This is a genomic window from Cutibacterium avidum ATCC 25577, assembly GCF_000227295.1.
Taxonomy (GTDB): domain Bacteria; phylum Actinomycetota; class Actinomycetes; order Propionibacteriales; family Propionibacteriaceae; genus Cutibacterium; species Cutibacterium avidum.
Genome location: NZ_JH165054.1, coordinates 2,398,145 through 2,418,139, shown reverse-complemented (window position 1 = coordinate 2,418,139; position 19,995 = coordinate 2,398,145). Strand labels below are relative to the sequence as shown.

Here is a 19,995-nt window from a genome sequence, read left to right as displayed (position 1 = left end):
TCACGGAATCAGTGCTTGTCACGTCCTGCTATTGTGCCACTGCAGCTCCGAGGGTCCACGGGTCGGTTCGGATGCCCAGATCTCGGCAGGGCAGACCGAGTTCCTCGTGAAGTCGGCGGGCCACGTCAGCACACCAGGGTGATTCGGAGGCCCAGTGAGCCGTGTCGACGAGGGCTGGTCCGCCGGCCCGAAGATGTTCGTCGGCAGGATGATGGCGCAGGTCACTGGTGAGGTAGACGTCGGCGTTGCTGGCTGCTGCGGCATCCAGCAGGGAATCTCCGGCTCCGGAGCACAGCGCGACGGTGTTGACCGGTTGGTCCGGGTCGCCAGCAGCCCGCACTCCCCAGACGGTACGGGGGAGTCGTTCGGAGACTCGCCGGGTGAAGGACCGCAGTGTCATCGGTTCGTCGAGATGGCCGACACGACCGATACCCGGGGTGGTGGGGCCGGGGCGAGCTCCCGAGTCAATGGTCGTCACGTCGTAGGCGGGCACCTCGTAGGGATGGGCGGCGACGAGAGCCGATCGCACTGCGGAGCGTGCCCAGGTCGGGGCGACGACGTGAATGCGCGCTTCCTCAACGGTCTCCACCTCATGGGCTGTGCCGATGGTGGGATGGGAGCCATCGAGAGGCCGGAACTGGCCGCGCCCGACGGTCTCGAAACTGCACTGGTCATAACCGTCGAACCGTCCGGCCCCGGCATCGAAGAGGGCATTGCGAAGCGCCTCCGAGGAGTCGAGGGGCACCTGGACTCCCCACAGATCCACGGCTTGGGTGACGGGTTCGAGGGGACGCTCGACGACGACGCCCAGGAGCCTCGCGAGGACGTCATTGACACCACCGACCGCAGCGTCGGCATTGGTGTGGGCACTCATGAGGGCAATGCGATGACGGATGAGCTGGTGAATGATGCGTCCCTTGGCGGTGTCAGCTGCCACCGAGCTGACCCCACGCATGAGAAGTGGGTGGTGGACGACGAGCATGTCCGCGTGCGCCGCGATCGCGGCGTCGACGACGTCGTCGGTGGCTTCCAGAGCGCACACGATGTGACTGACGGTGTCGTCAGGGTCACCGCACACCAGACCCGGGGCATCCCACGACTCCGCCAGGGATGGCGGGTACCACTCATCGAGGATGTCGCGAACCCGACTGACGGTGACGAGGTCGTCGGCGGGTGAGGGGATGGCGGTGTGGGATGTATCAGCTGCCATGGGTTCACGGTAACTTGAGGGTATGACTGTTCGCCGACCAGTGACGATGTTTGTGTGCCTGGCTGCCGTCGTGGCCGTAGCAGGGTGCGCCGAGAAGACTCCGACCGTCGCCGACATGGCGAACCAGCCCGGGGCGACTCCGATCGCCAATTCCGTTCCGCCCCAGCCGGTGCGGCCGAGACCGTCAAAAGGTGCTTCTGGTGCCAGTACTCCGGCCATGCCGACGTGCAAGGGGTCGACCCCGGCCCTTGAGATGTCTTCGATGAAGACGGGAGACGCGGGTAGCTCTGTCGAGCTGATCGTCCGGAACTGCACCGAGAAACCGTTGACCCTGCCTGCCGTGCCGACGATCAAGGTGACGTCCGCAGGCTCGCCCGTCAAGATCGCATGGGAATCGCGCGGTGTCGTCCCGGGAGAACTGCTCAGCGGAATGGGGCGCAAGGTCACCTTGTCATGGCCTGGGCAAGGTGGTTGTGGTTCCCACAGTCAAGTGATGTCGGTTGAGATTGCCGGAGGGGTCGTGAGCGACGAAGGATGCTTCATCCCCACGGTGAAGCGATCGGCCACGCCGAAGCCCGGGGAAGCCGAGAATCCCGAACAGCTGGAATCTCCCAAACCAATCCAAGGATCGGTCGTGTGGTCAGGATGATGTCTTTTCCCAGTCACCGCAAGGACGCGACGGCGGACCGCGTGAATGATGGTCGTCCGTTCCTCATCGGCATCATGGGGACTCTCCTGTCGACCTTTCGGCCGGGCATGGCAGTGGCTCGGGTGAGGAGCCGGCGAGCGGTTGCCGCTGCGATTGCAGCCACAGCGATGGCGTCCGGTTGTTCACGGCCGATCCCAGCGGTGCCCGAGGCTGTCGTACCGACCTCCTCAATGACCGCGACGCCGAGGTACACGCCCCGTCCTCGCCCCGAGCCGAGCACGTCCCCACAGCGAGTGACCAGCGTTGGCGGCGGTCGGGGCGCCTTGACGTGCCGGCCAGGCGAGAAAGTGGCGATGGGGTTTGGTGACGTCGAGGAAGCGCTGGGGGCACGCGTCGCCCGGCTCATGATCCGCAACTGCGGCACGTCGACGACGACGGTGCCCGTCATGCCGAAACTCCAGCAGAGTTCTGAGTCTGGGGTGCCCGTGTCGGTGACTTGGAAGCCCTACGACCCCAAGGCCACACCCAAGCGTCTGGCCCCCGGAGGGTTCTCCGGCTGGGAATTGAGCTGGCATAGCAATGGCGATTGCGAGCACCGCGGAGCACGACGACTTGTCGCAACAGAGGGGACGACGACGGCCGCCCTGGAGGGGTGTCTGGATCTGGGAGGCTCCTATGCACTGACCGGCGAATCTTCCACTGGGCCGGATGGTTCTGACGCCGTGCCCACACCTGAGGCGGCCGTGCGGTTGCTGGATTGAGGCGAATCAGCCCCAAGTTCACACAATCGTCGCATTCCTCGCTCGACTGGCCACGACGCGACGAGGGGGACGACCGAAGTCCCCCCCACGGAATCACGTCAGATCGACTCAGATGTCGTAGTACAGGTCGAACTCGTAGGGATGCGGACGCTGCTGCAGAGCATTCAGGTCACCACGCTTGAGCTCGATCCAGGTCTCGATGAGATCCGGGGTGAACACGTCACCGGCAAGGAGGAACTCATGATCGTCCTCAAGGTGGTCGAGGACGGCTCCGAGGCTGCCAGGAACGTGATCCATGGCGGCGTGCTCCTCCGGGGGCAGCTCGTAGATGTCCTTGTCGACCGGGGCCGGCGGCTCAATCTTGTTCTGGATGCCGTCCAGGCCAGCGAGCAGCAGGGCAGCGAAGGCCATGTACGGGTTGGCCGAGGGATCGGGGCAGCGGAACTCGACACGCTTGGCCTTCGGGTTCGGACCGGTGATCGGGATACGCATGCAGGCGGAGCGGTTGCGCTGGGAGTACACCAGGTTGACCGGGGCCTCGAAGCCAGGAACGAGACGATGGTAGGAGTTGGCCGACGGGTTGGTGAAGGCCAGCAGCGACGGGGCGTGCTTGAGGATGCCGCCGATGTAGTAACGAGCCATGTCGGACAGCTGTGCGTAACCGGACTCGTCAAAGAAGAGTGGATCGCCGTTCCTCCACAGCGAGGAGTGGACGTGCATGCCCGAACCGTTGTCACCAAAGATCGGTTTCGGCATGAAGGTCGCTGTCTTGCCGTGCTGCCAGGCAACGTTCTTGACGATGTACTTGAACTTCATGACGTCGTCAGCTGCGCGGGACAAGGTATTGAAGCGCCAGTTGATCTCGGCCTGGCCAGCGGTGCCGACCTCGTGGTGGGCCCGCTCGACCTTCATGTCGAGGCCCTCCATGATGGTGACGATCTCGTCACGCAGATCACCGAAGTGGTCGGTGGGGGCCACCGGGAAGTAACCGCCCTTGTACTTCACCTTGTAACCGCGGTTGCCGCCGTCCTCGGTGCGTCCGGTGTTCCAGGCACCAGCCTCGGAGTCGATGGAGTAGTACGAGGTGTTCTGGCGAGTGTCGAAGCGAATGTCGTCGAAGACGTAGAACTCGGCCTCGGGGGCGAAGAAGGCAGTGTCGCCGATGCCGGTGGAGGTGAGGTAGGCCTCGGCCTTGCGTGCGATGTTGCGCGGGTCGCGGCTGTAGGCCTCCTTGGTGATCGGGTCGTGGACGTTGAAGTTCACGATGAGCGTCTTGCACTCGCGGAACGGGTCGATCCAGGCGGTCGTCGGGTCAGGCAGCAGGGCCATGTCCGACTCGTTGATCTTCTGGAAGCCCCGGATGGAGGATCCGTCGAAGGCCAGACCGTTCTCGTACTGGTCCTTGTCGAACTCTCGGGCGGGGACGGTGAAGTGCTGCATGACACCGATGAGGTCGCAGAAGCGGACATCGATCATCTCGATGCCTTCCTTCTTGACATAGGCGAGCAGGTCGTCGGGACCTTCGAACATCTTTCCTCCATCAACACGGCTGGTGATGTGTTCACGGTAGTCCGTGCGGGTTGCTTAGCCGTCACCGTTGTGTTTCGAGCGTGTAACAGGTACTACCGGTAGGATTCCCTGGGTGAGTGGAACCGAGGCAGTGCCAGGCACCTCGATCGGGCTGCCCACGGAAGGGCGCGGATCGCTGGCGAGTTGGGGCAAACGCATTGGTGCTCTCATCATTGACTGGGGAGCATCCATGGTGCTGGCCAGCACCATCGTCGGGCCGGCAGTGATCCGCGGTGGAGGCTGGAAGATGTGGATGCCGATGGCGGTCTTCTTCGTCGAGTCGGTCCTCTTCACCGCGATGGCAGGCGGATCCTTCGGCCAGATCGTCGCCCGAGTGGCCGTGGTCCGACTCGATGGCCTCGGCCCCATCGGATGGTGGCGAGCGGCCGCCCGCACAGCGATGAAGTGCCTCGTCATTCCGGCCCTCGTCATCGGTGCAGAAAGGCGAGGTCTCGACGATCTCGTACTGGGCACCGTCGTCGTCAATCGCAAGTGAGTGATATGCGCGTCATGGTTTTGTCTCGGGGTACTCCGAGCCCGGAAGCTCCGCTGCGGGGGATCTTCGAGTACGACCAGGCGGTGGCGCTGCGCCAACAGGCCCATGAGGTGGTACTGGCCGTCCTCGACGCACGCTCGGCCCGGCACTGGCGGAAGTTCGGAACTCGTGTCGAGCACGCCGTGGAACGCGATGACGGCATCACGGTGGTGAGACTGGATGTCCCGGTGGGGGCCGTTTCCGCGCGGACTGATCATCGTGTTCACGCCTGGGCTGCGCGACGACTCCATCGAACCGTGACCTCCGAGTGGGGAACGCCTGACGTCATCCATGCTCACTTCGCGCGATTCGCGGCCGCTGCGACCCGCGCCGAGTTTCCGGAGCCACTGGTGTGGACAGAGCATGACTCCCACCTGGCGAATCCTGATCGGCGCCTGACCGAGGACATCTCGGTCGCTGGAGACAGGGCCGACGCGGTCGTCAGTGTCTCCCAGGGGCTGAGTTCGCGGCTGGCAGGGCATGGGATCACCTCGACGGTGATTCCCAACATCGTCGATGTCGATCTCTTTGACCGTCCTGCCCGCCGTCATGAGGGAACGGTGGTGGTCAGCGTCGCCACCCTCAACCCAGGCAAAGGAATGGTCGAACTGGCCCATGCCGTCGAGCAGGTGCCCGGAGTTCAGCTGCGCATCATCGGGGACGGACCACAACGGGGGTCGTTGGAGACCATCGCTGCCAACAACCCGAATATCGTCCTGCTGGGTACCCAGCCGCGTGAGCGCATCGCGGAGGAGCTCGCGGGTGCCGACGCCTTCGCCCTGGCCTCCCACGCCGAGACCTTCGGGGTGGTCTGCGCCGAAGCGTTGGCGGCAGGCCTACCAGTCCTGACGACGGCGTGTGGTGGTCCACAGGAGTTCATCGACGACAGCAACGGCATGGTCGTCCCGGTGGGGGACGTCGACGCGCTGGCAGATGGCCTGCAACAGGTGCTTGGTCGGCCGTGGGACCGAGCGGCGATCGCATGGCAGGCTCGCTCCCGATTCGCGGCCGGGCCCGTCGTCGATCAGTTGGAGACGGTCTACCGACAGGCGATCTCCAGCCATGTGACGACCGGTTGAGCCTGGGTGGAAGACTGGCAGGTATGGATCTGACCGCATGGATGGCGAGCGTCAACGGCGTCATCGCGGCCAATGCCTCCCATCCCTGGGTCATTGCGGCGTTGGGGGGACTATGCGTCATCGACGGGTTCTTCCCGCCCGTCCCCAGCGAATCCCTCGTCGTCGCCCTGGCAGCAGTAGGACACCCGCCGTGGTGGATCATCGTCCCGGTGGCAGCACTCGGTGCGATGTGTGGGGACAACATCGCATATTGGATTGGGCATCAGCTCGGCCACACCAAGCTTTTCAACGGTGGACCGAAACGGCAGAAGACCGTCGCCTGGGCCACTCACCAGTTGCTGGTGCGCGGGCCGCTGTGCATCCTGGTCGCCCGATACATCCCTGGCGGACGTGTCATCGTCAACGCCATGGCGGGGGCCACTCGCTTTTCCTATCGCGTCTTCCTCCCCATCGACGCGTTGGCCGGGGTCCTGTGGGCTGGATATGCCACTGGGATTGGTGCCGGTGCGGCAAGTTTCCTGGGCAACAACCACATCCTCGCCGCGACGGTCGGGATCATCGGTGCAATTGTCATCGGCGTCATCCTGGACCAGGTTCTGCGGCGAGTGATGCCCGCTCCGCAGAACGACTGAGGGCAATTGCGGACGGCGCCCCGGCTTGCTTGTGCCGGGGGCGCCGTCATGAGGTGGGGGAGGGGCGGGATCAGGCTCGGCCCTCCTTCTGGGCGTTCTCCTTGCCGGTGGACTTGTTGGCGGCGAGCTGAGCCTCGTCGAAGACGCTGGCCCCGGCGTTGGACTCGTCACCCTCCTCCTCGCGGCCAGGGGTGCGCAGGTTCCACTTCGTGATGACGAATCGGAACACCACGTAGTAGATGACGGCATAGACGAGACCGATGAGGAGGAGCAGCAGGACCTTTCCTGCACCGCCGGACAGCTCAGCAGCTCGTCCGAAGTTGATGATGTAGTCGGTCAGACCGGCCGAGAATCCGAACCCGTCCTTGATGCCCAGAGCGTTGCACAGGGCCAGGGAAGAGCCGGTGAGCAGGGCGTGCACGAGGTACAGCGGGAAGGCCACGTAAGCGAAGGCGTACTCGAGGGGCTCGGTGATACCGGTGAGGAAGGCGGTCAGGCCGACCGAGAGCATGACGCCACCGGTGATCTTCTTACGCTCCGGCTTGGCGGTGTGGTAAATGGCCAGGGCAGCACCGGGCAGGGCAAACATCATGATCGGGAAGAAGCCGGTCATGAAGGAGCCGGTCCAGGCATTGGTGCCGGCCGTGCCGCTGAAGAAGCAGGTGATGTCGCCGTGCAAGGTCTCGCCAGCAGCGTTGGTGCAGTTACCGAGCTGGAACCACGGCAAGGAGTTGAGCAGGTGGTGCAGGCCGAAGGGGATGAGCAGACGGTTGATGGTGCCGAAGACGAATCCGGTGGCCGGGTTCGACCCGTGGGCCATGATGAATCCGCCGACCTGCTTGTTGAACAGCCAGTCGAAGGCAGGGTAGATGAGGGCCATGATCACACCGGCGACCACCGAGGCCGCAGCGGTGACGATCGGCACGAAGCGACGTCCACCGAAGAAGGCCAGGTAGGTCGGCAGCTTGGTGCGGCGGTACTTCTCGTACATCTTGGCGGCGATGATGCCGATGACGATGCCGCCGAGGACGCCGTAGTTGATGACTCCGGTGTCCTTGGCGAAGTACGGGGCCAGTGCGTGCAGGACGCCACCCTGGGTCTTGTCGGAGGTGCCTGCGCCTGTGAAGGTGAGATAGCCGATGAGGGCGGCCAGTGCGGTGGAGCCGTCGGCCTTCTTGGCGTAACCGACGGCCACGCCGAGGGCGAAGATGAGGGGCAGGTTGTCGAAGATCGCGCCACCGGCGCCAGCGAGTACGTCAGCGACTGGCTGCATCCAGGATGCGTGCTTGGCCACGCCGTCCGCGCCCAGCACGTCGGCCGCTCCGAATCGCATGAGCAGGGCCGCGACCGGCAGGGATGCGATGGGCAGCATGAGGGAGCGTCCGATGCGTTGCATCTGGGAGAACCCGGGTATCTGCCGTTTCTTCTTCGTGCTGGTGGCAACAGCGTCTTTCGCCATGGAGTTCCTCCGCAGTGAGTTCTCATGTCCGACGCCTTCGCCCACGTCGGTTCGGCATCAGGTGGTCCGTGGGGTGGTATGGACCACTTGCGGAAGTATAGGTCACCGGTACTGCCATCACAAGAGGGCGCGCAGAATGTGTGAACGTGAACATTCCGGTCGGGTTCGATCCCCAACCGGTGGTCAGCCCTGCACCCGGGGCATAATTCACGCATGAAGTACGTGACCGTGCGGGACTATCTCGTCGAGCTCATCGACACCCGTCTGTCGGTCGGGGATGTCGTTCCCAGTGAGCGTGAGCTTGCCGAGCGTTTCGGAGTCTCGCGGATGACGGTCCGCCAGGCGGTGGACTCGCTGGTCAGTAGCGGACGGCTGGAACGTCGCCGGGGGAGTGGAACCTATGTCCGGGCTCCGAAGGTTGACGTCCAGTCTCGGATCTCGTCCTTCAGCGAGGAGATGCGTCAACGTGGGATGATTCCCGATACCAGGGTGCTGCGCGGAGAGGAACTGCCGGCAACCCCGGACGTGGCTGTCTGGCTGGGGATTGAGCCTGGTGAATCCGTCCACTTCATCTACCGGGTGCGGCTGGCCGACGGGATTCCGATGGCAGTCGAAAGAACTTGGATCTCCACGCGAGTGATGCCGGATCTGCTGGCGAATGGCGTACCCACGAGCATTTACGGGGCTTTGGCTGACGCTGGACTGGTCCCCACCTGGGGGGAGGATGCCATCGAGGCCCTCAGTGGCGATGCGGTGATCTGTGAGCTGTTGCACATCCCGGTGGGATCTCCCCTGCTGGCCATCAACCGCCGTACCTATGCCGACGATCTTGCTGTCTCGTACTCCCGGTCCTGGTACCGGGGAGACCGTTACAAACTGTGGGTGCCGATCTCCGGGCCACGTAGGACCCTGTATCCACCTCGAGGAGGTTCGCGATGAAGCGTGTTGAACACATCTTGGCGGCGTTGGGGGGAGTCGACAACGTGGTGTCGATCGAGCCGTGCGTGACCCGCCTGCGCTGCCAGGTCCGAAACTGCGAGCAGGTTGATGAGCAGGCTCTGCGTCGTGCTGGGGTCCATGGTGTGACGGTGCAGGGGCAAAGCGTGCAGGTGATCGTCGGGCCTGATGCGGACCTGCTCGCCTCCGACCTGGAGGATTTGTGGGGAGAGGATCACGAGACCTGACCGCTTCTTGACCCTGACCGTCTCTTGACACCGGGCGGCCCGATGGAGTTCAGTGTTAGTTGTCTGGACCACTTGGAAGGTGGGCCAGTATTTGTTCGAGGATCCTCCATGGCGGAGTTCATCTCGAACCAGGACAAGGAGACATCATGAGCAAGGCAGAACAGATCCTGGCGGCCCTCGGTGGCGACGACAACATTGACGACCTCGAGGCCTGCATCACCCGGCTGCGCGTCGAGGTTGACGACCCCGACCTCGTCGACGAGGCCGCCCTCAAGGCAGCCGGTGCATTCGGCGTCGTACAGCAGGGAACTTCCGTCCAGGTGGTCGTCGGCCCCGAGGCTGACACCCTCGCTGAGGACATCGAGGACCTGCGCTGATGCCCTCGATCCTTTCCCCCCTCGACGGCACCCTGATGACGTTGTCCGAGGTTCCTGATCCGGTGTTTGCACAGGGGCTGGTGGGCCCCGGCGTCGCCCTGCAGCCCACCGGCGACGGTGATGTCACCGCCGTGGCCCCGGTGGCGGGACGCATCGTCAAGCTGCACCCGCATGCCTTCGTCCTTCAGGCGGACGGTTTCGGGGTGCTGGTGCATCTGGGCATCGACACCGTCCAGCTGGAGGGGGAGGGATTCACCCTCCACACCGAGGAGGGGGCAGAGGTTTCCGTCGGGGACAAGCTCATCACGTGGAACCCTGCCCGTATTGCCGAAGGCGGTCGCAGTGCGGTCTGCCCGATCATCATCCTCGACACGACTCCTGACAAGCTCGGTGGTGTCGCCGCTGCCGGCACGTCGGTGAACAGCGGTGATCAGTTGTTCACGGTGGCGTGATTGAGCGTTACGGGTATGGGGCGGGCCGGAGACGGTCCGCCCGCCTCATGTCGTGCGACGGATGCATGGTTGTTTCGGGCCAAGGAGAGGAGAGACCCGATACCAAGGATCTCGTAAGGGTCGGTGAGGACTTTCTGCCACCACGGCGCAGCAATTTCTAGGTCATTACCTGCTGGGAACCACCAGACCATCCATGTCAGGGTGGCGAAGGCCCAGAGCAGGGCGAGAACGTGCCGGCCGTGGCGTCGGTCTGCCAGCCCTGCGACGATGAGTAGCGGTGCCCACACCCAGTGATGAGACCATGACACCGGGCTCACCAGACATCCGCAGAGTCCGGCACACAGCAGGGACCACACCTGGTCAGCATCGCCCTGCTGCCACAGCCGACGTGAGGAAATCCCAGCGAACAGGCAGCAGACGGCGACGAGAACGAGCCAGATCAGCGTGAGGTCTCCCAGCCCCAGTCGCAACAACATCCCCGAGAGGGATTGGTTGCCGGCCCAGGTGAGCCCGCCCAGCCGCTTCGGGGTGATCATGTAATGGGTCCAGTACTGCCACGATGCCGTGGGTGCGATGGCGAAGCCGAGAGCAATCGTTGCCACTCCGGTGCCAGCGGCTCGCAAGGCTGCTTTGAACTGGCCGGTGACGAGGTACCAGAGTGCGAAGATGCCGGGAGTGAGCTTGAACCCGGTGGCTACACCAACGCCGACACCGCGCCACTTTCGGGGAAGAACGAAGACGTCAAGGACGACCAGGAGAGCCAGCTGAAGATTGACCTGGCCGCAGGCAAAGCTCTTGCCGATCGGTTCGCTGGCCACCAGGATCACGGCGACGACAGCCGTCAGGATGCCCGAAGGTCGACGTCCGCAGCGGCGCCACACCACGTCGATCATGACGACGAGAGCAGTCGCGCTGACGGCATGGTGAAGGATCGTCGCGGCGCGCAACGGCAGGAGGGTCAGCGGGATGAGGGCGATCGCGGCGAAGGGTGGATAGGTGAATCCCAGACCGATGACCGAGGTGGCGGTGTACAGCGTCTCCGGGTCGTGCAGCATCGCTCGCACGCAGTCCCGGTAGATCCTGAGGTCGATCGGGTCGGGAATGATGAGCATCCACGCGACCGTGATGACGAGGGTAGCAATCGTTGGCCACAGCATGGCCAAGGATCTGCGGGGCCGGGAAACGTTGGTGTCATCGTCTTGCAGTGTCACGAATTCTCCACGATGTCGGCGGCCTCCAGCCATTGCTCCTCGAGGTCGGACATCCGTTCGTCGAGGTCATTGGCCTTCATCTGCAAATCGGCGAGGGCCTGGTAGTCGTCGGCCTTGGCAGCCATCTCCTCGTGCAACGAGGCGAGTTTGTCGCGGACCTTGCCCATCTGGCGGTCAATCCGGTCCATGTCCTTGCGAGCCTGACGCAGGGCCGCAGTGTTGACCTTCTGCCGGGACCCCTCGGTGCCCACTCGACTCGACTTCGACGGACCGGTCTCACGATTGCGACGGTGCTCCAGGTACTGGGAAATGCCTCCTGGCAGGAGGGCAACCGTGCCGTCTCCCACGAGGGCCCACACCACGTCGCAGACCCGCTCCAGGAACCACCGGTCGTGCGAGACGACGATCAACGTCCCCGGCCAGGAGTCGAGGTAGTCCTCGAGCAAGCGCAGGGTGTCGATGTCGAGATCGTTGGTCGGCTCGTCTAGCAACAACACGTTCGGCTCGTCCATGAGGAGGCGCAACAGCTGCAGACGACGACGCTCCCCACCGGAAAGATCGCCGACACGGGTGACGAGCTTCTGCCCGGTGAATCCGAATCCTTCCAGCAGGTCCGCGGCGGAGGCGTCCCGGCCGGTGGCCAGTTTCGTCCTGGCCTTGACGTCGTTGACTGACTCCAGCACCGTCACCGTGGTGTCGAGGTCGTCAACCTCCTGACGCAGATGGGCAAGTCGCAGGGTCTTTCCCTGCTTAACGCGGCCCGAGTCGGGCTGCCGGGATCCATCGAAGAGATTGAGCAGGGTCGTCTTGCCGGCACCATTGACGCCGACCAGACCGATTCGGTCACCTGGGCCGATCGACCATGTCACCTTGTCAAGCAGGGTGCGCTCACCCAGCTCGTCGGAGGTCACGGTGACGGTGACGTCCTTGAGATCGAGCACGTCCTTGCCCAGACGGGTAGCGGAGAAGCGTGCCAACTCCAACTTGTCGCGGGGCTCGGGGACATTGGTGATGAGGGCGTTCGCGGCCTCGACGCGGTAACGAGGCTTGGAGCTGCGGGCAGGGGCGCCGCGACGCAGCCATGCCAACTCCTTGCGCGCCAGGTTCTGACGCTTGGCCTCGTTGCTGGCAGCGATGCGGGCGCGTTCCACCCGGGCGAGGGTGTAGGCGGAGTATCCGCCCTCATAAGCCTCGACGGTGGCGTCGTGAACCTCCCAGATGTCGGTGCAGATCTCGTCGAGGAACCAGCGGTCGTGGGAGACGACGAGCATTGCGACGCCACGCTCCTGGAGGTGGCGGAGGTGGCCTGCCAACCAAGCGACGGCCTCCACGTCAAGGTGGTTGGTGGGCTCGTCGAGGACGAGCAGGTCATGGTCTGCCAGCATGATTGAGACCAAGGCAGCACGTCGCCGTTCACCACCGGACAAATCGGTCATGGGGCGATCGAGGTCGATGTCGGAGAGCATGTCCTCGACGATGGGGCGAGCTTCGCGATCCGCCGCCCAGACATGATCGGGACGGCCACCGACGACGAGGTCACGGACGGTCTCGTCACCCTTGGGGGTCTCGGCCTGGGCGAGTACCCCGATGGAAACCCCATTGGTGCGCGTCACGACCCCGGAATCGGGCTCCAACGAGCCCGTGAGAAGGGCCAGGAGGGTCGATTTTCCGTCCCCGTTGCGACCCACGACGCCGATGACATCTCCCGTCAAGAGTCCCAGGGACACCTCTGAGAGGACCGTCCGAGTGCCCCAGGACTTCGAGATGCGATCGGCGTTGACGAGGTTTGTGCCGGCCAACGGAGGCTCAGCGTCCTCGCATGGCGGCGCGGGCGCCCTTCATGGAGCTGGGCATCGGGCCCTTGGGCAGTGGCACCTTCGGACGCATCGCGTCGAGGGCCTTGAGGCGGTTGATGACCTCGTCCACCTGGGCGGTGTTGAGAGCCTTGGGCAGCTTCTTGATGTGCTTGTCGAGGTCCTCCAGCGGAACCTCACCCTTGCCGTCGCCCATGATGATGGAGGTCACCGGAGTGCCATAGGCGACCTGCTCATGACGCTTGGTCTCGGTGGCCAGCAGATTGCGCAGACCGTTGCCGTGTCCCTCGCCGATGAGGACAATTCCGGCCGGTCCGACGGCGCGGTGCACGACGTCCTGCTGGCGGGTGAAGGCAATCGCCGGGGTGGAGGTCCACTTCTTCTTGTCGAGCAGGGAGAGAGCGACCTCGGCCGATCCGGTCTGGCCCTTGAACCGGGCGTACATGGAATGCTTGGCGCGCCACTGGAACACCCACATGGCGGCAGCAGCACCGGCAAAGATGCCGACGATGAGCCATGCCCACCACAGATCGGTCAGGATGAGACCGAGGACGGTGAACACCACGACGCCCAGGACGAAGGCGCCAATGACCCACCAGAGGAGCTGGGGATCAACCTGGCGAGTCAGCTTGAAGGTCTCGACGAGCTGCTTGCCGGTGCTCCAGTCCTTGGGATTGTCGGAGTTCTTGCGACGCTCCTTCTCGGCCTTGGCCTGCGCCTTCTGCTTGGCGGCGAGTTCCTTGGCTGCCTGGCTCTTGGGCATTGACACGCTCCCGACGAGGTTAGTGGACGGACTCCGCGGCATTCTACCGGTTTCGCGACGGTGGCCCTACTTTGGCATGGTTTCGGTGTATGTACCTCGGGGCGCCGCTGGAATCCTCCTCGTCAAGCTGATCAGGTGTCCCTGATCATTCCTTGGTCGCGAATGGAGCCGGCTTCTCCCCGTCTCGGTACCCGGTGACGATGGTGACCGGCTTCTCCCCGCGAGCCTCCATGGCCTGACGGTAGAGACGTCCGGCGCGGTAGGAGGAGCGCACCAGCGGGCCACTCATGACACCGACGAATCCGATCTCGCGGGCCTCCTCGGCCAGCTCATCGAACTCCTGCGGGGTCACCCAGCGGTCGATGGGGTGCAGGTAGGCATTCGGACGAAGGTACTGGGTGATCGTCAGCAGGTCGGTGTTGGCGTCATGCAGGGCCTGCATGGCCTCCGAGATCTCCTCACGAGTCTCTCCCATGCCGAGTATGAGGTTCGACTTGGTGATGAGTCCCGCCTCGTGGGCCGAGTTGAGGACGGCCAGCGAACGGTCGTAGCGGAATCCGGGGCGGATGCGCTTGAAGATACGGGGGACCGTCTCGAGGTTGTGCCCGAAGACTTCCGGGCGTGCCCCGAAGACGACGTCGAGGAGATCCTGCTTGCCGGAGAAGTCCTGAGCCAACATCTCGACGCCGACTCCCGGATTCACCTGGTGGATCTGGCGGATGGTCTCGGCGCACAGCCAGGCTCCCTCGTCTTCGAGGTCGTCACGGCAGACCGAGGTGACGGTGGCATAGCGCAGTCCCATCTGCTTGACGGACTCGGCGACGCGGCGGGGTTCGTCCCGGTCGTAGTCCTCCGGCTTGGCCGACTCGATCTGGCAGAAGTCGCACCGACGGGTGCAGTGGTCACCGCCGATGAGGAAGGTGGCCTCGCGATCCTCCCAGCACTCGAAGATGTTGGGGCAACCAGCCTCCTGGCACACCGTGTGAAGATCACCGTCGATCATGCGGCGTCGCATGTCACGGTACTCAGGGCCCATCGTGGCCCGGGTGCGGATCCAGCGGGGTTTGTCCTCGATGGGGGTCTGGGAGTTCTTGACCTCGACTCGGAGGAGCTTTCTACCGTCTGCTTCGACACTCACGTCGGTCAGTTTAACTGTGTGCACCGAAGTTGCGAAGTCTCAGTGAATGGGTGACGACGAAGAGGCTCGACAGGCTCATGGCTAGCCCGGATATCAGTGGGTTGAGGAGCCCGGCGGCTGCGATCGGGATAGCTGCGATGTTGTAGATGAAGGCCCATGCGAGGTTGCCACGGATGGTGCGCAGAGTGCGTCGTGACAGCCCGATGGCGTCTGGGACGACCCCGAGATGGTGACGCACACAGATGATGTCCGCGCTGCGCATCGCGATGTCGGTGCCGGTGACCATCGCCAGGCCGAGATCAGAGCTGGCCAGGGCCGCGGCGTCGTTGATGCCGTCCCCGACCATGGCGACGACGCGTCCCCCGGCCCGTAGTTCGTCGATGATCTTGGCCTTCTCGGTGGGCAGGACGTCTGCGAGTACCTCGTCGGTACCGAGTTGGGAGGCGACGGCGTCCGCAGCGGCCTTCGAATCACCGGTGAGGAGGACGGTTCGCAGCCCCATCCCCTTGAGCTGAGCGATGACCGCAGGAGCCTCGGGCTTGACGGTGTCGGAAATGACGAGTGCTGCCGTGGCCCGGCCATCGATCGCGACGAGGACGGTGGAACGACCAGTACTGGCGGCCTGATCGACGGCGTCGGTGAGTTCGCCGGGAATGGTGATGCCGGCCTCGGTGAGGAAGACGGGATTGCCGACCATGACGTCGTGCCCGTCGACCTCGCCCGCAGAGCCGCGACCGGCGACGGTGAGCGGGCTGGGGCACTCCGGAATCGTGCCCTCGACAGCGGCGACGATGGCCGTGGCCACCGGGTGGGTGGAGTGCTGATCCAGGGCGGCGGCGTAGCGGTGGGCTCGGTCGATGTCCTCTCCGTCGGCGGCGATCCGTTCGGTCAGGGTCATGTCGCCGGTGGTGACGGTACCGGTCTTGTCGAGGACGACGGTGTCGATGCGTCCTGACGCCTCCAGCGCTTCCGGGCCCTTGATGAGGATTCCCAGTTGACCGCCGCGTCCCACCCCGACCATGAGCGCGGTGGGGGTGGCCAGACCCAGGGCGCAGGGACAGGCGATGACGAGCACGGAGAGAGCCGCTGACAAGGCATGACGGATGCCTGCCCCGGCGATCCACCACCCGAAGAAGGTGAGGACGACCACGGCTAGCACGGCCGGCACGAAGATCTCGACGACCTTGTCGACCAGACGCTGGACGTTGGCTTTGCGGGCCTGGGCCTCCTCGGCCATGACCGCCATCTGGGCGAGTTGACTGTGGGTTCCCACGCCGATGGCTCGCGCCACGATGCGTCCGGTGAGGTTCATCGTTCCGCCCAGAACCGTTGATCCGACGGTGGTGTCGACCGGCATCGGCTCGCCAGTCATCATCGAGGTGTCAACACTCGACGACCCTTCGACGATCTTCCCGTCGGCGGCGAGGGTTTCACCAGCCAAGGTGACGAAGAGGTCACTCTTGTGCAACTTCTCGATGGGCACGAGGGTCTCGACCCCGTCGCGCAGCACGCGCGCATTCCTGGCCGCCAACTGGCCCAGGGCCGTCAGCACCGAGCGAGCCGACCTCTTGGCCCGGGCTTCGAAATAGCGCCCGGCCAGCAGGAAACAGGTCACCCCGGCAGCGACGTCGAGGTAGAGGGTGTCGGCGCCAGCAGGGGTGATGCCGTAGCCCAGCCAGTACCCCTCCTCGTCCTGGGCGCCGATGAGGATGGAGACGAAGGACCATCCGAAGGAGGACAACACGCCCAGTGAGACCAGGGTGTCCATGGAGGTCATGCCATGGCGCAGGTTTGACCATGTCGCCTTGTGAAAGGGCCACGCCGACCAGAACACCACTGGCAGGGAGAGCACGACGAGCAGCCGGTCCCAGGCGGGGAAGCGCAGCTGTGGCTCGAGGGCCAGTACCAACCCGATGTCCATGAGGGGCAACGTCAGCAGGACGGCGACAATGAGACGGCGTCGCAGCATCGTGATGCGTCGCTCTGCCTCGACGGCCAGATCGACGTCAGACAGCGGAGCGGCGGTGTAGCCGACATCCTTGACGGCCGCGATGGCGTCCTCGACGTCGATACCAGTGACCGTCGCTCGCTCGGAGGCGAAGTTGACGCTTGCATGCACGCCGTCAATACGGGCCAGGCGCTTCTCGATGGTGTTGGCGCACGCCGCGCACGTCATCCCGCCGATCTGGAGCTGGACCGGGGAATGGAGGACCGGCTCGTCGTCATCCTGCTCATCGGTTGTCACCGCGGTCATGACCGGTTCTCCGGGTCCTGCGGCTTGATCTCCTGGCCAGCCATCCGAGCCAACATGTCATTGTAGGCGGCGAGGGACTCGTCGAGGCTGGCATCCTCGGAGGCGTCGACCCGGCGCTGGTCCCGCCGATCGGAGACGAACCACTGCACGCACAGGGCGATGAGCACCAGGGCCATCGGAATCTCGCCGGTTGCCCAGGTGATCTGGCCGCCGAGGTTCTGGTCGTCGCGCAGGTTGGTCACCCACGGGATCGACAGGGCCTGATAGAAGTCCTTGCCAATGATCTGGTGGGCATTCATCGTGATGACGGCGAAGAAGGAGTGGAAGGGCATCGCAGTGATGACGAAGCCCAGCCGACCGATGTGAGGCAGGGAGGCGGGCAGGTCGTCCAGGCCGATGACGTACTCGAAGAGCATGAACCCGGCCATCAGGAAGTGCAGCAACATCCACTGGTGTCCCCAGTGGTAGCGCATCAGGTAGCCAAAGATCGGGGTGAAGTACACCACGTAGAAGCTGGCGATGAAGACAATCCATGCTGCGAATGGGCCGAATAGGATCTTGGTGGGACGCCATTCCAGAGCGGCCACGAGGCAGTCGTGGGGGCCGTTGAGGCCGTCGTCGATGCCATCGCCGGTACGGAAGACCTCCCTCATGAGAGTTACCGGCGCTCCCAGCACCAGCAAGGCGGGAACCAGCATGTTGAAGGTCATGTGGACCAACATGTGCCAGCTGAACTGCATCGAGGAGTACTCCCACAGGCCAACGCTGGCCAGGTAGATCACGACGACCCATGCCCCGATCCAGGACCCGATGCGAGCGCCGGACCATTTTTCGCCGCGGCGCTTGATGATGCTCACCGCGAAGAGGTATCCCGCGATTCCCAGGATCGACAGGGTCCAGAAACCGATGTTGGGACGGCCCGGGGCCAGCAGGACACCAGTGCTGGGCGCCGGTGGCAGTTCGTAACCGAGGTAGTTGACGGCGGGGGTCTGCCCGATGAGGTAGCGCGGGGGCACCAGCTGGCTGCTGGCTCCCAGGACGGTCAGGACGATGGTGACCATCCCGAGACGAAGCCACCCACGTACCCGAGATTGAGGCAACCAGCTGAGGATCACCCAGACCGTTGATGCGATCAACAGGACGACCCGGGCCACCCCCCATCGGTCCGACAGCCAGGAATGCCCGGCCTGACCCTGCCAGGTGACGACGATTCCGCCGGCAAGGGTGATGATGGCCCCGACGCGTTCCAGCCAGGACAACCGACAGGTGACAGCGGAATCAGGCCCATCGAGGACCTCGACGAGAACGCACGCCGCTGCAATCGTCATACCGATGGCGGCAAGAGCCCCGGAGTCGGTGGCGAAGTCGTGGTTGAGACCCACCGAGATGGCTCCGGTCACCGGTATTGGCAGGGCAGCTAGAACCGTCACCAACGTCGCCATGACGAGGCCACCAAGATGCGTGGCGAGCAGGGCGAGTAGCGCCACCACCAGGCCCAGCACGGCGACGACGAGCCAGGCCGTCACAGAAGGGGTCGAGGTGATGTAGGTCGGCAGGTCGACGATGGTCTGTTCGAAGGTCAGACCGGCGGAGTCGGCGGACTCCAGCGGGATCATGAGCAGGGCCAGCAACGCCCACATCTGGGCTGCCAGCCAGGCCCGGCGCCCGCGGGTATGGGTGGGATCGACGACATCCCGGTGGGGAGAGCAGAGGGTGGCGCGAATGAGTTCGGCCAGGGTCCACACCAGAGCTGTCCAGAACAGGGTCCCGACGACGGCATGGAGGACGCTGGTGAGGACGTCCGGATTTTCCCTACCCAGCAGACGAGGCTCCAGGGTCCGGAGCCGACCGGTCACGGCGGCGATGACGGTCATGACGACACCCGTGACCGCCAGCAGCGGTCCAGTGGCGCGGGCACGGGTGGGATGCGTCACCAACATCTCCTTTGGGGTGGGGTAGGGGGAACTGTAGCCGGGATGGCGGACAGACTCACGACATCGGGTGGAGGAACGCCGGGTGCCCCCGACGCGGGATGTCCGGGCTCATCTCGTAGGGCTGAAAGGACATCATCTCGGTGAGGATGGGCTCGAGCCTGTCCGCCACCTCCAGCATGGACGGCACCTCGGCGTCGGGGCCATGCAGGCGTCGCAGCTCGCGTCCCATGCTGGTGACGTCAGCATCGGAGATACCACAGGGGATGATGTTGTCGAACCCTGCGGTGTCGGGGTCGATGTTGAGGGCGAATCCGTGCATCGCCGTCTGACGAGAGACCCGGATACCGATGGCGCAGACCTTGCGCTCCGGTCCGACGCCGTCGGAGGGGAACCAGACTCCGGTGCGTCCGGGGACGCGACCGGCCTTCAACCCGTACTCGGCGACGAGGCGGATGACCGATTCCTCGACGCGACGCACGTAGTCCACGACACCGATGCCGCGCTGCAGGAAGACGATGGGGTATCCGACCAGCTGTCCCGGACCGTGCCAGGTGATCTCACCGCCACGATCCACCGGGACGACAGGGGTGCCATCGAAGGGGTAGGCTTCCGGACGGGTCCGTCGCCCGGCGGTGTAGACGGGGTCGTGCTCGACGTAGATGACCGTGCTGGGACGCTGATGGCTGGAGACCTCGGCGTGGACCTCACGCTGGTGGGCCCAGCACTCGTTGTACTCGGTGCGTACCGGGGGGTTGTCCGCGATGCCCAGATATTCGAATTCCAAGCCAGCGGGATGGTCCACCCATCCCTTCGGGGCCACCCCGGCAACGACCTGGGGTGTGGTGGGCTGTGGGGTCGCCTGGGCGTCGTCGCGATCGCAGGAGTGATTCTGGGCGTCTGTCACGCTGACCCATGGTAGTCCGGACACGCGACGGGGTCCGGTGTGGAATTCCACACCGGACCCCGTCATGAGG

The 19,995-nt window shown here is 64.5% G+C and carries 19 protein-coding genes; 9 read left to right on the top strand and 10 right to left on the bottom strand.

Annotated elements, in window-relative coordinates; all coding sequences use genetic code 11:
- Positions 1-28: 28 nt before the first annotated feature.
- Positions 29-1,210 carry a Nif3-like dinuclear metal center hexameric protein gene (locus tag HMPREF9153_RS10850; protein ID WP_004811892.1) on the bottom strand — a complete coding sequence of 394 codons (1,182 nt, stop codon included), beginning with the start codon at positions 1,208-1,210 and terminating at the stop codon, positions 29-31.
- 22 nt (positions 1,211-1,232) lie between these two features.
- On the opposite strand from HMPREF9153_RS10850, the gene HMPREF9153_RS10845 reads away from it, so the two are divergent.
- Both HMPREF9153_RS10845 and HMPREF9153_RS10840 read left to right on the top strand, forming a co-directional pair.
- The gene (locus tag HMPREF9153_RS10845; protein ID WP_235044092.1) at positions 1,233-1,859 is read left to right on the top strand and encodes a hypothetical protein; all 627 of its coding nucleotides are present in this window, start codon (positions 1,233-1,235) and stop codon (positions 1,857-1,859) included.
- A gap of 353 nt (positions 1,860-2,212) precedes the next feature.
- Entirely contained in the window at positions 2,213-2,620 is a 408-nt protein-coding gene (locus HMPREF9153_RS10840) for a hypothetical protein (protein WP_015583057.1), read from the top strand.
- Between the two features lie 108 nt (positions 2,621-2,728).
- Here HMPREF9153_RS10840 and glnA read toward each other — a convergent pair whose 3' ends face one another.
- Positions 2,729-4,150, bottom strand: coding sequence for a type I glutamate--ammonia ligase (gene glnA / locus HMPREF9153_RS10835; protein ID WP_004811889.1), 1,422 nt, complete (start codon positions 4,148-4,150; stop codon positions 2,729-2,731).
- 112 nt (positions 4,151-4,262) lie between these two features.
- Between glnA and HMPREF9153_RS10830 the strand changes: the two genes are divergently transcribed.
- From HMPREF9153_RS10830 to HMPREF9153_RS10820, 3 genes are read left to right on the top strand one after another with little or no spacing between them, the layout of a single operon-like run.
- The gene (locus tag HMPREF9153_RS10830) at positions 4,263-4,685 is read left to right on the top strand and encodes an RDD family protein (protein WP_021108700.1); all 423 of its coding nucleotides are present in this window, start codon (positions 4,263-4,265) and stop codon (positions 4,683-4,685) included.
- 5 nt (positions 4,686-4,690) lie between these two features.
- Positions 4,691-5,803 (top strand): glycosyltransferase, encoded by a 1,113-nt coding sequence (locus HMPREF9153_RS10825; RefSeq protein ID WP_004811887.1) that lies wholly within the window; start codon positions 4,691-4,693, stop codon positions 5,801-5,803.
- A gap of 23 nt (positions 5,804-5,826) precedes the next feature.
- The gene (locus HMPREF9153_RS10820) at positions 5,827-6,435 is read left to right on the top strand and encodes a DedA family protein (protein WP_004811886.1); all 609 of its coding nucleotides are present in this window, start codon (positions 5,827-5,829) and stop codon (positions 6,433-6,435) included.
- A 70-nt stretch (positions 6,436-6,505) separates the two neighbouring features.
- On the opposite strand, the gene HMPREF9153_RS10815 is transcribed toward HMPREF9153_RS10820, so the two are convergent.
- A complete protein-coding gene (locus HMPREF9153_RS10815; protein WP_004811885.1) occupies positions 6,506-7,894 on the bottom strand; it encodes a PTS transporter subunit EIIC in 1,389 nt (462 codons plus the stop codon).
- A 213-nt stretch (positions 7,895-8,107) separates the two neighbouring features.
- Between HMPREF9153_RS10815 and HMPREF9153_RS10810 the strand changes: the two genes are divergently transcribed.
- From HMPREF9153_RS10810 to HMPREF9153_RS10795, 4 genes are all read left to right on the top strand, one after another.
- Positions 8,108-8,833 (top strand): GntR family transcriptional regulator, encoded by a 726-nt coding sequence (locus HMPREF9153_RS10810; RefSeq protein ID WP_004811884.1) that lies wholly within the window; start codon positions 8,108-8,110, stop codon positions 8,831-8,833.
- A complete protein-coding gene (locus HMPREF9153_RS10805; RefSeq protein ID WP_004811883.1) occupies positions 8,830-9,078 on the top strand; it encodes a PTS sugar transporter subunit IIB in 249 nt (82 codons plus the stop codon). The genes HMPREF9153_RS10810 and HMPREF9153_RS10805 overlap by 4 nt, the downstream gene beginning before the upstream one ends.
- A gap of 146 nt (positions 9,079-9,224) precedes the next feature.
- On the top strand, positions 9,225-9,455 hold the full coding sequence (locus tag HMPREF9153_RS10800) for a PTS sugar transporter subunit IIB (RefSeq protein WP_004811882.1): 231 nt from the start codon (positions 9,225-9,227) through the stop codon (positions 9,453-9,455).
- Positions 9,455-9,907: a PTS sugar transporter subunit IIA gene (locus tag HMPREF9153_RS10795; RefSeq protein ID WP_004811881.1), complete on the top strand. Its 453-nt coding sequence runs from the start codon at positions 9,455-9,457 to the stop codon at positions 9,905-9,907. The genes HMPREF9153_RS10800 and HMPREF9153_RS10795 overlap by 1 nt, the downstream gene beginning before the upstream one ends.
- On the opposite strand, the gene HMPREF9153_RS10790 is transcribed toward HMPREF9153_RS10795, so the two are convergent.
- From HMPREF9153_RS10790 to lipB, 7 genes are all read right to left on the bottom strand, one after another.
- Positions 9,886-11,010: a glycosyltransferase 87 family protein gene (locus HMPREF9153_RS10790; protein WP_231097295.1), complete on the bottom strand. Its 1,125-nt coding sequence runs from the start codon at positions 11,008-11,010 to the stop codon at positions 9,886-9,888. The genes HMPREF9153_RS10795 and HMPREF9153_RS10790 overlap by 22 nt on opposite strands.
- A gap of 104 nt (positions 11,011-11,114) precedes the next feature.
- Positions 11,115-12,917, bottom strand: a complete 1,803-nt coding sequence (locus HMPREF9153_RS10785) for an ABC-F family ATP-binding cassette domain-containing protein (RefSeq protein ID WP_004811879.1) — start codon at positions 12,915-12,917, stop codon at positions 11,115-11,117.
- A gap of 7 nt (positions 12,918-12,924) precedes the next feature.
- Entirely contained in the window at positions 12,925-13,695 is a 771-nt protein-coding gene (locus tag HMPREF9153_RS10780) for a DUF4191 domain-containing protein (RefSeq protein WP_004811878.1), read from the bottom strand.
- Between the two features lie 145 nt (positions 13,696-13,840).
- Complete coding sequence (gene lipA / locus HMPREF9153_RS10775; RefSeq protein WP_021108695.1) at positions 13,841-14,833, bottom strand: lipoyl synthase; 993 nt, start codon at positions 14,831-14,833, stop codon at positions 13,841-13,843.
- Between the two features lie 10 nt (positions 14,834-14,843).
- The gene (locus HMPREF9153_RS10770; RefSeq protein WP_004811876.1) at positions 14,844-17,087 is read right to left on the bottom strand and encodes a heavy metal translocating P-type ATPase; all 2,244 of its coding nucleotides are present in this window, start codon (positions 17,085-17,087) and stop codon (positions 14,844-14,846) included.
- Positions 17,084-19,027: a cytochrome c oxidase assembly protein gene (locus HMPREF9153_RS10765; protein ID WP_004811875.1), complete on the bottom strand. Its 1,944-nt coding sequence runs from the start codon at positions 19,025-19,027 to the stop codon at positions 17,084-17,086. Before HMPREF9153_RS10765 ends, HMPREF9153_RS10770 begins: the two co-directional genes overlap by 4 nt.
- Positions 19,028-19,076: 49 nt before the next feature.
- Positions 19,077-19,841, bottom strand: a complete 765-nt coding sequence (lipB, locus tag HMPREF9153_RS10760; RefSeq protein ID WP_174266677.1) for a lipoyl(octanoyl) transferase LipB — start codon at positions 19,839-19,841, stop codon at positions 19,077-19,079.
- Positions 19,842-19,995 lie beyond the last annotated feature (154 nt).

Excerpts from the sequence above, each read along its gene's own strand:
- HMPREF9153_RS10850 (WP_004811892.1), bottom strand. The coding sequence starts at position 1,210 with ATGGCAGCTGATACATCCCACACCGCCATCCCCTCACCCGCCGACGAC.
- HMPREF9153_RS10845 (WP_235044092.1), top strand. The coding sequence starts at position 1,233 with ATGACTGTTCGCCGACCAGTGACGATGTTTGTGTGCCTGGCTGCCGTC.
- HMPREF9153_RS10840 (WP_015583057.1), top strand. The coding sequence starts at position 2,213 with ATGGGGTTTGGTGACGTCGAGGAAGCGCTGGGGGCACGCGTCGCCCGG.
- glnA (WP_004811889.1), bottom strand. The coding sequence starts at position 4,150 with ATGTTCGAAGGTCCCGACGACCTGCTCGCCTATGTCAAGAAGGAAGGC.
- HMPREF9153_RS10825 (WP_004811887.1), top strand. The coding sequence starts at position 4,691 with ATGCGCGTCATGGTTTTGTCTCGGGGTACTCCGAGCCCGGAAGCTCCG.
- HMPREF9153_RS10820 (WP_004811886.1), top strand. The coding sequence starts at position 5,827 with ATGGATCTGACCGCATGGATGGCGAGCGTCAACGGCGTCATCGCGGCC.
- HMPREF9153_RS10815 (WP_004811885.1), bottom strand. The coding sequence starts at position 7,894 with ATGGCGAAAGACGCTGTTGCCACCAGCACGAAGAAGAAACGGCAGATA.
- HMPREF9153_RS10810 (WP_004811884.1), top strand. The coding sequence starts at position 8,108 with ATGAAGTACGTGACCGTGCGGGACTATCTCGTCGAGCTCATCGACACC.
- HMPREF9153_RS10805 (WP_004811883.1), top strand. The coding sequence starts at position 8,830 with ATGAAGCGTGTTGAACACATCTTGGCGGCGTTGGGGGGAGTCGACAAC.
- HMPREF9153_RS10800 (WP_004811882.1), top strand. The coding sequence starts at position 9,225 with ATGAGCAAGGCAGAACAGATCCTGGCGGCCCTCGGTGGCGACGACAAC.
- HMPREF9153_RS10795 (WP_004811881.1), top strand. The coding sequence starts at position 9,455 with ATGCCCTCGATCCTTTCCCCCCTCGACGGCACCCTGATGACGTTGTCC.
- HMPREF9153_RS10780 (WP_004811878.1), bottom strand. The coding sequence starts at position 13,695 with ATGCCCAAGAGCCAGGCAGCCAAGGAACTCGCCGCCAAGCAGAAGGCG.
- HMPREF9153_RS10770 (WP_004811876.1), bottom strand. The coding sequence starts at position 17,087 with ATGACCGCGGTGACAACCGATGAGCAGGATGACGACGAGCCGGTCCTC.
- HMPREF9153_RS10765 (WP_004811875.1), bottom strand. The coding sequence starts at position 19,027 with ATGTTGGTGACGCATCCCACCCGTGCCCGCGCCACTGGACCGCTGCTG.